Raw genomic sequence first — 13,560 nt, forward strand, 5'->3', positions numbered from 1 at the left:
AAGATCCTGCGCCTGCACGGCGACATGGATCACGTCAGAAGCCAGTCACGGGCATTGATGCGCCGTATCCCGTCATATTGCGCTTCCGGATCTTCATCCATGGTCAGAAGGATCTTCGGATAATGATCGCGAATCAGGCGGAGCGGGCGCAGCTCTCGCTCCAGTGTGGACTCGTCGCGAACCGTAAGAGCAACCTGATAATATACCACTCCCGCTCTGTCCTGTGCCACGAAATCTACTTCAAAAGAATTCACCTTGCCGATGTAGACGTCATATCCACGGCGCAGGAGTTCCAGATACACGATATTTTCCAAGATATGGTCGGCATCCACATCGCGCGTGCCCAGGAGAAGATACCGCAAGCCGATGTCTGCTACATAATACTTTTCCAAAGTCCTCAGATATTGCCTGCCCTTTACATCGTATCGTTTCGCCTGATAAATGACATAGCTTTCTATGAATGACGTCAAATATTTTTCGACCGTCTTGGAATCAATCTTCCTGCCATCTGAAGTCATCGTATCTGCAATCTTTTTCGCGGAAAGCGGACTGCCTATGCTTGAGAACACGAAGCGCAGGACGCTCTTCAGCATCATGACATCCGTGATTCTTTTGCGGTTTACAATATCCTTGACGACGATGGTGTTATATATTCCTTCCAAATAGTCGCGAACTGCATTTGGATCGTCTTTCAGCGCCAGTGCGTAGGGAAACGAGCTGCTTTGCAGATACTCCGTATAGAGAATCCCTCTCTCTGCTGGTTTTCCTGCGCCCACCCAATATTCTTTGAAAGAAAGGGGAAGCATTTCGATCTGGACATACCGCCCGGCAAGCAGGGTAGCGATCTCGCTCGACAGCATGTAGGCGTTCGATCCTGTAATATACAAATCGATATTTTTTTTGATATACAGACTGTCGACGACCTTGGGGAAGTCATGGACATGATGCACTTCGTCCAAGAAGATATACGTCATCTTGCCCGAAGCAAGCCGGCTTTTCAGATATTGATACAGCGCCTTGCGATCCGTGAGATCCTCATAGTCCATATCCTCGAAGTTGATGGCGATGATCTGCTCTTCCTGCACGCCTTGCTTGCGCAGCCAATCTTGATACATTTCCAAAAGAGTAGACTTGCCGCATCGCCGGATTCCTGTCACAACCTTGATGACTTGTTTGTCCTTGAAAGCAATCAATCGCTTCATATATTCTTGACGCTCGATCACGATATTTTCGCCTCCGCTCCTGCTCTTTGCATTATTATACCATAAAGTTTCAAGAACAGATAGTTTTGGGATTGTAATACGAAAACTATCTGTTTTTGTATATTGTGCGCCGCCCTTACAGAAGCCTAGCCAATCGGTCTGCGCCTGTGGCTTGACTTCTTGGGGCTTCATAGTAGAATTATACCAAGTGGATGTCACTCATGCGATTTTGTTTTCCAAAGGGATTGACATTTCAAGGATTACGGTAGATTATTGGTCTGCGAAGTTCGAGTCAGAATCCCATGACCGATGTGGATCGAGTGGTGAAGCTGCTGTGCGGTACTGGAAGGGGAAATTCTTGCTCTGAAGGCGTGTAGGTGGGAAGTCTGGGCAAATAAAATGTGCAGATGGATGCGTTGTTGCGATTTTCCGATAATGACAGTGCGAATGCAGGAAGATGAGGAAATGAATTTATTGGTGATGCTTTAGAGAAAGTGCATCGACGTTTTAAGGAGCGGGATATGGCAACGGAACATCCATTCAACCGCCGCACCTTCCTCAAGCTTGTGGGCGGTGCGGCGGTCATCGTGGGTGGTGGCTTTCTGGCGCAGAGATTCGACGTCCTCGGACGGGCGGCGAAGCGGCTCGATAAGATTGCGAATCCGCAAAGAATCGAGGCGGAGTTCATCCGTCAGATCATCACGCGCGATCCTTCCGTTTCGCGCACGATCATGTGGCAGTCGGAGGCAGTAAAGAGCGCGGCGGCGGTCGAGTGGCGCGAGGTGGATGCGCAGGAGGTGCAGCGCGCGGTGGCGACGAACGAGAATTTCACGGACGACGGGCGCGCGGCGGTGCTGCATGCGGCGGGCATTGAGGGGCTGACGCCGGGGCGGCGCTACGAGTATCGGCTGGTGAACGGCGAGGAGGCGAGCGATTGGCGGTCTTTGAAGACGCCGGCGGAGCGCGATGGCTTCAAGGCGCTGATCTTCCCCGATTCGCAGTCGAGCGATTATTCGGTCTGGCGAGACGTCGCGCAAGGAGCATGGCAGCGCAACCCCGATGCAGGCTTTTTTGTCAACATGGGCGATCTCGTCGATAACGGCGAGGATCATACGCAGTGGGATGCGTGGCTTTCGGCGGTCGTGCTCATGATCGAGCAGATTCCCTTTGCGCCCGTCATGGGAAATCATGAGACATACGACAGGAATTGGCAAGTACGTTTGCCAAAAGCATATTTGCAGGAGTTCGCCGTGCCGGACAACGGCAGCGAGGCGTTTTCGCGCTATTATTATTCGTTCGACTATGGGCCGTGCCATTTCGCTGTGCTCAATACGCAGATGGACGAGACGGCGGATTTCAAGCAGGGGCTTTTGGAGGAGCAGCTCTCGTGGCTGCCCGAGGATATGGAAAAGAGCCGCAAGCAGTGGAAAGTCGCGCTCCTGCACAAGGATGTGCTGCAGTACCGCATTCATCAGCGCCCCGAACGCACGGAGGGATTTTCCGACATAGGCGAAGCGTTCATGCCCGTTTTCGATAAGCTCGGCGTCGATCTCGTCCTTACGGCGCATCTGCACACCTATCGCAATCGCGGTCATATCGAGGCATTCCGCCGCTCGGCGAAAGGACCCGTCTACATTCTGACGGGCGTCGCGGGCGATGTGCGCTACCCGAATCTCTGGATCGACCATGCACTCGATGAGGCAGTCGCGCCGCAGCCCGAGACGGACAATTATCTCGTCTTGGAAGCGAAGGATGCGCAGCTCGCCGTCGAGTGCTTCCTGCCCGACGGCACGAGGATCGACCGCGTGGAAGTGGTGAAATAATTGCCGAGAGCATGTTGCCTGAAAAAGCGGCTAGGAAAGCGGTTTATTCGCCGAATAAATCAGCATGTGTTCCTGTGGCGGTTGCTGAAAGAATGAGCATGTCCTCATGAATTTGGTATATCAGCAGCCAATCCGGTTCGATATGACATTCGCGGAAGTCCTTCAGATTTCCGCCAAGTGCATGATCTCGATACTGCTCCGGCATGTTCGAGCCTTTTTGCAACAATTGCAATGTCTTGATAAGCTTGGAGATGTCTTTGCCTCGCTTTTTCACGCGGCGGACATCTCTTTTCATGCGATTCGTATAGACGATCTCGTACATGCTAATCCTCCAGCATGGATGCTACGGCTTCATCGGCTGAATCGAAGGGACCATGCAAGTTGCGGCGTTGGCGGCTGTCCTCGATGGCTTCTTTCAGATCCGCAGGGAGTCCGGTGTGCAGGCGTGCGATGGGGAAGGGGATTCCCTCATGTGCGATGGCGGCTTTGAGGAAGATCTGTATGGCCGTGGACGTGTCAAGGCCGAGGCTGAAGAACAGCCGATCGGCATCTTCCTTGACGGCATCGTCTACGTTGATTTGAAGAGTCGTCATGATAGTAACATCCTTTCTTTCATTTATCATCTATCATCGTAAACTACACGCACAAACGTCCACTTTGTGGACATTGTGCGTCGCCCTTACAGAAACCTAGCCAATCGGTCTGCGCCCCTTGGGGCTTGACCTCTTGGGGTTTTATCGTAATGCTTGCGAAGGTTCTTTATGTCAATCATACGCGTCTCCTGACGGAAATCTATGTGGATAGAAAAGACTTTTTTATCATTATAGCAAAAAACGTCCTTATGGAAAATCCTCTTGACGAAAGCGGAGGCTTTCCCTATACTTAGAAGAACATGGGGGAGTCCGTTTCGACCTTTGACAATGCGGTGCGGCGGCTCTTTCCCCAAATTACAACATAGACAAAGGATGCGGTTTTCCATGCGGTTTTCCATAGAGGAGAAGAACGAGGGCATGCGGTATGTCGTAGCGGCTTTCGTTTTTTATTTTGCGCTCGTTTCTTTCTATATCAATATCGGCGAGGACATGACGCCGGCCAATTATCTGCCGTGGCTTCTGCCCGTGATCGGCGCGCTCGTGCTCTTCCAGTACGGCGCACGAAAGCGGCTCTTTTCGCTGAATCACGCGCCGCATCTTTTCGCGGGCATCTTGTGGTGCGTGACGTTCCCGCTTCTTTACTCGTGGTCGTACGCTACGCCGTGGTACGTCTCGCTCATACGGCTCGACTTTCTGTGCGGCACGGGAATCTTCCTACTGCTCGCATCTTGGCAGTCGCTGGCGTTTTCATACGGAAAGCTCTCGCGCCCTGTCGCCGCGCTCTTCGCCGCGCTCGACTTCGCGTGCCTTGCGATTCCCTTCGTGCAGATCGTCTACTTCTCGATTTACCAGCATTGTCTTACGCCTGCGTCGCTCATGGCGCTCTATCTGACGAATCCCGACGAGAGCGTCGATTTCCTTGAGGCGATGCTCGGCATCCCCGCTCTGATTGGTATCGTCATCGCCTTTCTCGTCTTCCTGTGGCTCTGCTATCGTGGCAACATGCGCCAAGCGCGTCATCTGGCGGCGCATCCGCTGACGGCGGGCAAGCGGGCGGCTCTCTTCCTGCTCGGCTGCGTTCTCGGCGTCTACATCCCGTTCTTCGTCTTGCCGGAGACGTCGATCGCGTTGAGCTGGAAGGAGGTCTCCGACTACGTCGCCGAGACGCAGGAGTACAGCGCCTACTATGACGAGCGTTTCGCCGGACTCAAGCTCGATACGCCCGAGGACACGCTTGCCGCCAAGGCGCCGGGCACGGTGATCGTCGTCATCGGCGAATCGGCGTCGCGCACGTTCATGAAGGCGTACACGCCGACGTTCCCTTACGATGATACGCCGTGGCTCGCCGCACGCATGGAAGATCCCGATTTCGTCGTCTTCCGCCACGCCTATTCGTGCTGGTCACAGACGGTGCCCGTGCTGCAGCGTGCACTGACGGAGCAGAGCCAGTACAACGACAAGGAATTCTACAACTCGACATCGCTCATCGATGTGGCGAAGAAGGCGGGCTACGATACGTACTGGTTCAGCAACCAGGGGCGCTACGGGCAGTACGACAGCGCCATCACGCTCGTCGCGAAGACGGCGGATCGCGCGGAGTGGGTCGATGACTCGTACCTCTTCACGGAGAAGTACGACGAGAATCTTCTGCAGTATCTGACCGAGATCGACGGCTCGAAGAACAACTTCATCGTGCTGCACATCATGGGTAGCCACATCTACTACAACAACCGCTATCCCGCCTCGTTCGAGCGCTGGATCAATGCGGCGGGCGGCGCAGGAACGAATGCTGAGTCGTATGCGAACAGCATCCTCTACACGGACGACAATTTGCGGCGCATCTTCGAGTACGCGCGGGACAATCTGAACCTGCAGGCGATGGTCTACTTCTCCGATCACGGCGAGGACTTGGTGATTTCGCACAATCCCGACGTGTTCAACTTCCACATGGTGCGCATCCCGATGTTCGTATACATGTCGCCCGCCTGCCAGGCGGCGGAGCCTGCGGTCGCGGAGGCCTTGAGGGGACACGAGAGCCAGTACTTCACGAACGACATGATTTACGACACGGTCGCCGGCATCTTGCACGCGCAGTCGAACCATTACGATGCGACGCAGGACTTTTCTTCGAGCGCCTATCGCTTTACGCGCGACAATCTGACGACGATGCTCGGCCAACACGCGCTGACGGAGGATGTGGAGGAAGGAAAATGATTTTCTTCTCGATGCTGATCTTGGGGGCGCTCATCGGCTTCGTCGGCGCGGGCGGCGCGGGCGTCGTCATCACGCTCCTGACCGTCGGCTTCGGCGTGCCGATCCATACGGCGCTCGGCGTCGCGCTCGCATCGATGCTCTTCACGATGCTCTCGGGCGCCATCAGCCACTTCCGCGAGGGCGAGGTCGTTGTCAAGACGGGTGCGGTGCTCGGCGCGGGCGGCGTCATCGGTGCACTCTTGGGTGCGGAGGTGTCGAACGTGATGCCGTCCGAGGAGCTTGGCTTTCTGACGGCGCTGATGCTGCTCCTGTCGGCATTTACGCTCTACATGAAGGTCTATCGCGCCGAGTTCCTCGACCGCATCTTCCATGTGCGCGGCGAGCTTCTTGCAGGGAAGAGACTCATTGTCTACGGGCTTTCGCTCGGCTTCGTCAACGGCTTTCTGTCGGGTGCGTTCGGCATCGGGGCGGCGGCCTTCATCCAGCTCACGCTGCTCTGCGTCTTCGGCGTGCCGCTCCTGCAGTCGATCGGCACGTGCATGATGGTCATTTTGCCGATTTCGGCGGCAGGCGGGCTCGGCTACATGATGAACGGGCGGCTCGATCTCGACATCTTCGTGCAGACACTCTTTGGGCTGATGATTGGGGCTTTCGTCGGAGCAAAATGCACACACCTCGCGCCGCGCCCCTTATTGAAAGCCGCTATCGTTGGAATGCCGACGATCGGCGGTTTCGTCATGCTGTTCTTCCGTTGAAATACCGCTGTTTTTCCATCGCGTAGGGAAAATAGCGGCTTTTTATTATTTCATCCCCAAACATTCTGGACTAGGGAGAAAAGTCGTGGTATAATAACATCGGAGGGAAAGAAATGAAAGATAGCACAAATTTGCGCGAATGGACGCGTCACGATATAGAAAATTTGGATGAAAATGTCCGTCGTGTGAGCGAGCGCCTGGCGAGCGGCGAGGCAAAGCTGGCAGAGATCGACGAGAAGCTGGCGGAGTTCGATGCACATTTCGCGACGCTCGACCGCCGCTTCGCCGAGCTGAACGCACGCTTCGAGGCGTTCAATGCGCGTTACGAGGCGGCGAGCGGGCAAATTTCGGAACTCGAAAAGGAGACGCAGGAAGCGTGCCGCGTGACGCAGGAGGTGCGCCGCAGTACGGCCTACATCAACGCGCGTCTGGAAGCCTTGGAAATGGCGGCGATGGCGGTAGACCTCGCGCCACGCCGTGAGGTGCTCAAGGTGCTGCAGGTGACAGGCGGCAAGGAAACGATGAATTGATTTCCTGTGGGATTCGAGTGTTCATATGACAGGAAGAGAGACGGAGACTGTGCATAAGTTGGCTTGTGCACAGTCTTTTTATTTGCAAGAAGCATGAAATTATTGACAAAAGCACTTTCTTGCGCTAAAATAAACTTAGTGAGATTGCTTTTTAACGACGATTCATTGTTAGAAAAAAGAATCTAAGAAAGCAGTCTTTGAGGAACGAGGCTTTTCCGCGGGCGGCTCTTGCGTTCGCACTCGGATGTGCCTGTGTGCAAGGAGGAGAACATCATGGTGATGCAGGAAGTGACGACGCTGCTGCGCGAGAAGGGGTTCAAGGTGACGCCGCAGAGGCTTGCTGTTTACGACGTGCTCTGTCATACGAAGGCGCACCCGACGGCGGATATGATCTACGGCGAATTGCAGCCGACGTATCCGACGATGAGCTTGGCGACGGTCTACAAGACGCTCGACATCCTGAGCAAGGTCGGTCTGGTGCAGGTCTTGAACGTCGGCGAGGAGAGCTTCCGCTACGACGCAAACACGACGAGCCATCCGCATATCTGCTGCGTGAGCTGCGGTCGTGTGGACGATGTCTACAAGGCGGATACGGGCGATCTCGTCGAGCAGGTGGAGAACGAGACGGGCTACGCCGTTTCGGGCAAGCAGCTGTATTTCTACGGCATGTGTCCCGCCTGCCGCAAGGCAGCGCATTGAGCATAGGGCAGCCAAAAAGAAAACCGCAGTCACCCTTTCGGGATGGCTGCGGTTTTTCTGTACGAGGGGGCGTTTCATGCGCCGGCTTTGACGCATGGAACGGCTTCTCTTTTTCTCTTCAAAGCTTTTCAACGATCGCTTTCGTGTATTCGTGCGTCGTCGCCGTGCCGCCGAGGTCGGGGGTCAGGCTCTTCGCTTCCTTGAGCGTTGCGTCGACGGCGCGGTGGATGCGGGCGGCTGTCTCGTTGTCGTCGAGGTGTTCGAGCATCATGCAGGCGGACCACAGGAATGCCGTGGGGTTCGCGATGCCTTTGCCCGCGATGTCGGGCGCACTGCCGTGCACGGCTTCGAACATCGCCAAACGATCGCCGATGTTGCTCGACGGCAGGAGGCCGAGGCCGCCGATGAGTCCGCTCGTGAGATCGGATACGATGTCGCCGTAGAGGTTCGGCATGACCAGGATGTCGAAGTTTTCGGGGTGCATGACGAGCATCATGCAGACGGCGTCGACCATCTTGTCGTCGGCTTCGATGGCAGGAAATTCCTTGGCGACTTCGTAGAAGACGGAGCGGAAGAGTCCGTCGGAGAGTTTCATGATGTTTGCCTTGTGGACGCACGTGACCTTCTTTCGCCCATGCGCTTCGGCGTAGCGGAAGGCGGCGCGGCAGATTCGCTCGCTCTTCTCGCGCGTGATGATCTTCGTTGCGTGCATGGTGTTTTCGTCGATTTCTTCCTCGACGCCGACATAGAGGTCTTCCGTGTTCTCGCGGAAGGTGATGAGGTCGACATGCGGGAAGGGCGTCCTGACGGCTTTGTTCGACTTTGCAGGGCGGATGTTCGCATAGAGGTCGTACTTCGTGCGAAGCGTGACGTTGAGTGAACGGAAGCCCTTGCCGACGGGGGTCGTGATGGGGGATTTCAAAAGGACGTGCGTCTTTTCAAAGGAGGCGAGTCCGGCTGTCGGAATCAGTGCGCCGTTTCGCTCGTACTCGGCTTCGCCGACGTTAAAGATTTCGTATGCGAGGTTTGCGCCCGCCTTTTCCAGGATTTCGAGGACGGCGTCCGTGATTTCAGGGCCGATGCCGTCGCCTTTGAATACGGTGATGGTGTTCTTCGTCATTCAGCGTTCCTCCCTCGGCACATAGTCTACCATCGTGCCGACGTACTTGGCGGCGGGGCGCACGATGCGGTTGTCGTAGAGCTTGTGCTCGACGTTGTGCGCGATCCAGCCCGCTGTGCGCGAGAGCACGAAGAGCGGCGTGAAGAGGTCGCGCGGGATGCCGAGGATCTCGTAGGCGAGGCCGCTGTAGAAGTCGATGTTGCTCGACATGCTCACGCCTTTCTTCTCGCTCAGATAGCGTTTGGCGACGCGCTCAAAGCGCACGAAGAAGTCGAATTTTCTTTCGACGCCCTTCTTCGCCGCGAGCCTGCCGATATGATCGCGGATGACTTCGGCACGCGGGTCGGACAGCGTGTAGACGGCATGGCCGATGCCGTAGACGAGTCCCGAGGGGTTGTCGAGCTCCTTGTTCAGCAGACGCTCGATGACGCGCTCGATGGCGGCGTCGTCGGCATCGAGTCCGACAGCCTCGATGACCTTGTCCATCATGTTGGCGACGCGCACGTTGGCGCCGCCGTGGCGCGGGCCTTTCAGCGAGCCGATGGAGCTGGCGATTGCCGAGTAGAGGTCGGTGTCGGTCGAGGAGACGACGACGTTCGTAAAGGTCGAGTTCGTGCCGCCGCCGTGGTCGGCGTGCAAAAGGAGCAGGATGTCCAAGAGACGCGCTTCGTCCGGCGTGAACTTGCCGTCGAGGCGCAGCATGGAAAGGATGTTTTCGGCGGTCGAGAAGCCCTGCTGCGGGTAGTGCAGCACGAGGCTCTCGCGGCCGAAGTAGTGCGTCTTGGCGTTGTAGGTGTAGCACGCGATGGACGGCAGCTTCGCCATGAGATTGACGCCCTTGATGAGCGTCCGATAGACGTCGGTCGCGTCCGGGTCGGGGTCGTAGTTGTAGAGCGCGAGGATCGACTGCTGGAGCTGGTTCATGAGGTTCTTGCCCGGATGGTGCAGCAGGTGTGTTTCGAGGAAGCCTTCGGGCAGTTCGTAGCCTTCCTTGAGGCTCTGACAGTAGCGCCGAAGGTCGTCTTCCGACGGCAGGTAGCCGAAGAGCAGCAGGAAGCACGCTTCTTCGTAGAGATAGGAAGAGCGGGCGGCGGAATTGACGAGATCCATGATGTTGATGCCGCGATAGAACAGCTCGCCGTCGGCGTCGACCTTGTGGCCGACGTCGTCGACCTTGTAGCCGACGACGTCGGCGACGCGCGTCAGGCCGATTAAGACGCCCGTCTTGTCCTCGTTTCTGAGGCCGCGCTTGACGTTGTATTTTTTGAAGAGATCTTTGGCGATTGTCGTGTAGTTCTGCGACTTGCCGTAAAATTGCGCGAGATGGATTGCCTTGTCCATGGCAATGTCCCCTTTCAGATGAACAGCTTGGAATGACCATGCTCACGGAAATGGTCTTTCCGAAAAGCACAAATGCATTATAGCACGCAGTTCAAATATATAAAATGGGTTATTGCTCCTATAATAAAATTTGCATAGAAGTGTTGACGCTTGCGCCGCTTTGTGATAACTTAACGAAAGGAAAGGGCGGGCGCATTCGTCGTTTCCAATGAAAGGAAAAGCAAAGGCGGCTTTGCCGAGGTCTGCGCAATGGCTGCGCATCCTGCGGCGGGGCGGCGGCAAAGGGAGTGTCTTTATGACGGCAAAAGCGTTGACATTGACGGAAAAGATCCTGCACGAACATCTCGTGACGGGCGAGATGAAAAAGGGAGCGCCGATCGGCATACGCATCGACCAGACGCTGACGCAGGATGCGACGGGCACGATGGCGTACCTGCAGCTTGAGGCGATGGGCGTCGATCAGGTCAAGACGGAGCTTTCCGTCAGCTATGTCGATCACAACACCTTGCAGAGCGGCTTCGAGAACGCCGACGATCACAAGTATCTGCAGACGGTCGCGAAGAAGCACGGCGTATTCTTCTCGCGCCCCGGCAACGGCATCTGTCATCAGGTGCACCTTGAGCGATTCGGAAGGCCGGGCGCGACGCTCCTCGGCAGCGATTCGCACACGCCGACGGGCGGCGGCATCGGCATGCTTGCGATCGGCGCGGGCGGCCTCGATGTCGCGTGCGCGATGGCGGGCGAGCCGTTCATGCTGAACATGCCGCGCGTCGTCGAGGTGCGTCTGACGGGCGCTCTTCAAAAGGGCGTGAGTGCCAAGGACGTCATCTTGAAGGTGCTTTCCATGCTCACGGTCAAGGGCGGCGTCGGCAAGGTCATCGAGTATACGGGCGACGGCGTCAAGACGCTTTCCGTGCCCGAGCGCGCGACGATCACGAACATGGGCGCGGAGCTTGGCGCGACGACGTCGGTCTTTCCGAGCGACGAGGTGACGCGCGACTTTTTGCGCCGTGAAGGGCGCGAAGATGTGTTCCGCGCACTCGCTGCCGATGCGGGTGCGGTCTACGATGAGCGCTATGACATCGACCTTGCGGCGCTCGAACCATTGATCGCTTTGCCGCACATGCCCGACGTCGTCAAGACGGTGCGCGAGGTCGCGGGGCAGCCGATCGACCAGGTCGCCATCGGCAGCTGCACGAATTCGTCGTACCGCGACATCATGACGGTGGCGTCCATCTTGGACGGCAAGCGCGTCGCGCCGAACGTCTCGCTCGTCTTGTCGCCCGGCTCGCGTCAGGTGCTCTCCATGGTTGCGGAAGCGGGCGGTCTCGCCAAGATCCTCGCGGCGGGTGCGCGCCTCCTAGAATGCACATGCGGCCCCTGCATCGGCATGGGGCAGTCGCCCGTGACGAATGCGTGGTCGCTGCGCACGTTCAACCGCAATTTCAAGGGCAGGAGCGGCACTCTTTCGGCGAACGTCTGTCTCGTCTCGCCTGAGACGGCAGCGGCAAGTGCCGTCTCAGGCGTCATCACCGACCCGCGCGAGGCCGACTTCGAGCTGCCCGCTGAGCCGCAAGCCTTCCTCGTCGATGACTCGATGGTCTATGCGCCCGAGCGCGAGCATCCCGATAGCGTCGAGGTCGTGCAGGGGCCGAACATCCGCCCGCTGCCCGAGAACACGCCGCTCGCAGCAAGCGTCGAGAAGGAAGTCGTCATTAAGGTCGGCGACAACATCACGACCGACCACATCATGCCGGCGGGCGCGAAGGTTCTGCCGTACCGCTCGAACATCGAGAAGATCTCCGAGTTCGTCTTTCGCGACGTGCAGGAGGGATTCAAGGCGCATTGCCAGAAGGCGGGCGGCGGCGTCATCGTCGCGGGCGAGAACTACGGACAGGGTTCGAGCCGTGAGCACGCGGCGCTTGCGCCGATGTATCTGGGCATCAAGGCGGTTCTGGCCAAGAGTTTTGCACGCATCCACGCGGCGAACCTCGTGAACTTCGGCATCGTGCCGCTGCTCTTCGACGAGGCGGCGGACTACGAGTCGATCGCCGAGGGTGACGTGCTCTTCCTCGACTTCTCCGCGCTCGCGCCGGATGCGCCCGTCCGCGTGGAGAACCGCACGAAGAAGCGGAGCTTCAGCACGCACCACGCGCTCTCGGCACTCGACATCGAGATGCTGAAGGCGGGCGGCAAGCTCAACTATATCAAGAACAAGCAGTAACGCAGAAAAACGTCCAAGAGGTATGAACTCTTGGACGTTTTTGCGTTTAGCATTATTCAATGCGGTATTTTTCAAAAAGGCGTTTTCTTACCGCTTCGTTGTTGGACGCTTCGCGCGCTTCTTCGATTTTCCCTGCTTCAAGGAGCAGGGACATGAGACGCGTGACACGGCTTTCGCCCCGCGCTTCCCCCCGCGCTTCCCCCCGCGCTTCGCCTCGTGCTTCACCTCGTGCTTCACCTCGTGCTTCGCCTTCCTCAGCGGCAGCCTGCAGACTGGAACGATAGTCCATGATCGCCATTTGCCGATTGACGTAACGAAGATACTCGTCCGGATTGCACAGGAAAAGCTTCTCGGCTTCCATCGCTTCTTTGATTGCAGGTTCGCTCATGGCCAATTCCTCCCTTTCCAGATCTGTGAGTTTGTTTGCAAAGTACGCAAGCCAACGTTCCATTTTTGATAATTCGCCGATCTTTTTTTGCGGAGCTTTTATATACTTTGGAATTTCTATAAAATGCAGTTCCATGTCCTTGTTCAGCCGGTCGCCTGTTTTGGGATTGTAAATACTGTACATCGCTACGGGTTCCGGCTGCGGCAAAAGCTCAAATGCAAGGAGGTTGATCGTAATAGCAGGGCGCAGGACGCGATAACCTTCACCTCGCGAAAGAGAAAGAAGGTACAAGCGCGCCCAGTAGAACAACGTGCGGCGCTGCATATCGTTATAATTAATGACCTGTACTTCTACATCGACCAGTTCGCCCGTATCAAGCTCGCAGGCAATGTCCAGACGCGACAGTTTTCCGCCATCGGCGTCAGGCGGCATCTCCGTTTGCCGAAACGTAATCTCACGGATCTCATGCTCCAACGATTCTTGCAGCACGGCATTCAGAAAATCAATGGTGATCTGCTTGCGTTCCTCTTTGCCGAAGATAAATTTGAAAGCAACATCGTTCATCGGATCGAAGCGCTGTTGCTCGAATGCTTGGAAAATCTGTGCTTTCTTTGACATTTTTCCTCCCTTCGTTCAGGTGGGGAGCCAGTTGCTCTTTTTCATATTATAGC

The 13,560-nt window shown here is 56.5% G+C and carries 12 protein-coding genes; 6 read left to right on the forward strand and 6 right to left on the reverse strand.

The window, feature by feature from the left end:
• Positions 1-29: 29 nt before the first annotated feature.
• Positions 30-1,223, reverse strand: coding sequence for an ATP-binding protein (locus QZ177_RS05705; RefSeq protein WP_294175930.1), 1,194 nt, complete (start codon positions 1,221-1,223; stop codon positions 30-32).
• A 500-nt stretch (positions 1,224-1,723) separates the two neighbouring features.
• On the opposite strand from QZ177_RS05705, the gene QZ177_RS05710 reads away from it, so the two are divergent.
• Positions 1,724-3,025: a metallophosphoesterase family protein gene (locus QZ177_RS05710; RefSeq protein ID WP_294175931.1), complete on the forward strand. Its 1,302-nt coding sequence runs from the start codon at positions 1,724-1,726 to the stop codon at positions 3,023-3,025.
• Between the two features lie 43 nt (positions 3,026-3,068).
• On the opposite strand, the gene QZ177_RS05715 is transcribed toward QZ177_RS05710, so the two are convergent.
• Positions 3,069-3,347 carry a type II toxin-antitoxin system YafQ family toxin gene (locus QZ177_RS05715; RefSeq protein WP_009645333.1) on the reverse strand — a complete coding sequence of 93 codons (279 nt, stop codon included), beginning with the start codon at positions 3,345-3,347 and terminating at the stop codon, positions 3,069-3,071.
• Position 3,348: 1 nt separating this feature from the next.
• Positions 3,349-3,618, reverse strand: a complete 270-nt coding sequence (locus QZ177_RS05720; RefSeq protein WP_009645354.1) for a type II toxin-antitoxin system RelB/DinJ family antitoxin — start codon at positions 3,616-3,618, stop codon at positions 3,349-3,351.
• Between the two features lie 384 nt (positions 3,619-4,002).
• On the opposite strand from QZ177_RS05720, the gene QZ177_RS05725 reads away from it, so the two are divergent.
• The 4 genes from QZ177_RS05725 to QZ177_RS05740 all read left to right on the forward strand — a co-directional run bounded on the left by QZ177_RS05725 (position 4,003) and on the right by QZ177_RS05740 (position 7,816).
• Positions 4,003-5,832, forward strand: coding sequence for a phosphoethanolamine transferase (locus QZ177_RS05725; RefSeq protein WP_294175932.1), 1,830 nt, complete (start codon positions 4,003-4,005; stop codon positions 5,830-5,832).
• Positions 5,829-6,587 (forward strand): sulfite exporter TauE/SafE family protein, encoded by a 759-nt coding sequence (locus tag QZ177_RS05730; RefSeq protein WP_294175933.1) that lies wholly within the window; start codon positions 5,829-5,831, stop codon positions 6,585-6,587. The genes QZ177_RS05725 and QZ177_RS05730 overlap by 4 nt, the downstream gene beginning before the upstream one ends.
• A 113-nt stretch (positions 6,588-6,700) precedes the next feature.
• Positions 6,701-7,117 (forward strand): hypothetical protein, encoded by a 417-nt coding sequence (locus QZ177_RS05735; RefSeq protein ID WP_294175934.1) that lies wholly within the window; start codon positions 6,701-6,703, stop codon positions 7,115-7,117.
• A 273-nt stretch (positions 7,118-7,390) separates the two neighbouring features.
• The gene (locus tag QZ177_RS05740) at positions 7,391-7,816 is read left to right on the forward strand and encodes a Fur family transcriptional regulator (protein ID WP_009645384.1); all 426 of its coding nucleotides are present in this window, start codon (positions 7,391-7,393) and stop codon (positions 7,814-7,816) included.
• 118 nt (positions 7,817-7,934) lie between these two features.
• Here QZ177_RS05740 and QZ177_RS05745 read toward each other — a convergent pair whose 3' ends face one another.
• Complete coding sequence (locus QZ177_RS05745) at positions 7,935-8,936, reverse strand: isocitrate/isopropylmalate family dehydrogenase (protein ID WP_294175935.1); 1,002 nt, start codon at positions 8,934-8,936, stop codon at positions 7,935-7,937.
• The gene (locus tag QZ177_RS05750) at positions 8,937-10,277 is read right to left on the reverse strand and encodes a citrate synthase (RefSeq protein WP_294175936.1); all 1,341 of its coding nucleotides are present in this window, start codon (positions 10,275-10,277) and stop codon (positions 8,937-8,939) included.
• Between the two features lie 295 nt (positions 10,278-10,572).
• On the opposite strand from QZ177_RS05750, the gene QZ177_RS05755 reads away from it, so the two are divergent.
• Positions 10,573-12,501: an aconitate hydratase gene (locus QZ177_RS05755; protein WP_294175937.1), complete on the forward strand. Its 1,929-nt coding sequence runs from the start codon at positions 10,573-10,575 to the stop codon at positions 12,499-12,501.
• A gap of 52 nt (positions 12,502-12,553) precedes the next feature.
• Here QZ177_RS05755 and QZ177_RS05760 read toward each other — a convergent pair whose 3' ends face one another.
• On the reverse strand, positions 12,554-13,507 hold the full coding sequence (locus tag QZ177_RS05760; RefSeq protein ID WP_294175938.1) for an Rpn family recombination-promoting nuclease/putative transposase: 954 nt from the start codon (positions 13,505-13,507) through the stop codon (positions 12,554-12,556).
• Between the last annotated feature and the right edge of the window lie 53 nt (positions 13,508-13,560).

The sequence above is a fragment of the uncultured Selenomonas sp. genome, from assembly GCA_905372355.1.
GTDB lineage: Bacteria > Bacillota > Negativicutes > Selenomonadales > Selenomonadaceae > Selenomonas.

Bases quoted from the DNA above. Each gene is read 5' to 3' on its own strand.
- QZ177_RS05710 (WP_294175931.1), top strand. From the start codon at position 1,724: ATGGCAACGGAACATCCATTCAACCGCCGCACCTTCCTCAAGCTTGTG.
- QZ177_RS05715 (WP_009645333.1), bottom strand. From the start codon at position 3,347: ATGTACGAGATCGTCTATACGAATCGCATGAAAAGAGATGTCCGCCGC.
- QZ177_RS05720 (WP_009645354.1), bottom strand. From the start codon at position 3,618: ATGACGACTCTTCAAATCAACGTAGACGATGCCGTCAAGGAAGATGCC.
- QZ177_RS05725 (WP_294175932.1), top strand. From the start codon at position 4,003: ATGCGGTTTTCCATAGAGGAGAAGAACGAGGGCATGCGGTATGTCGTA.
- QZ177_RS05730 (WP_294175933.1), top strand. From the start codon at position 5,829: ATGATTTTCTTCTCGATGCTGATCTTGGGGGCGCTCATCGGCTTCGTC.
- QZ177_RS05735 (WP_294175934.1), top strand. From the start codon at position 6,701: ATGAAAGATAGCACAAATTTGCGCGAATGGACGCGTCACGATATAGAA.
- QZ177_RS05740 (WP_009645384.1), top strand. From the start codon at position 7,391: ATGGTGATGCAGGAAGTGACGACGCTGCTGCGCGAGAAGGGGTTCAAG.
- QZ177_RS05745 (WP_294175935.1), bottom strand. From the start codon at position 8,936: ATGACGAAGAACACCATCACCGTATTCAAAGGCGACGGCATCGGCCCT.
- QZ177_RS05750 (WP_294175936.1), bottom strand. From the start codon at position 10,277: ATGGACAAGGCAATCCATCTCGCGCAATTTTACGGCAAGTCGCAGAAC.
- QZ177_RS05755 (WP_294175937.1), top strand. From the start codon at position 10,573: ATGACGGCAAAAGCGTTGACATTGACGGAAAAGATCCTGCACGAACAT.
- QZ177_RS05760 (WP_294175938.1), bottom strand. From the start codon at position 13,507: ATGTCAAAGAAAGCACAGATTTTCCAAGCATTCGAGCAACAGCGCTTC.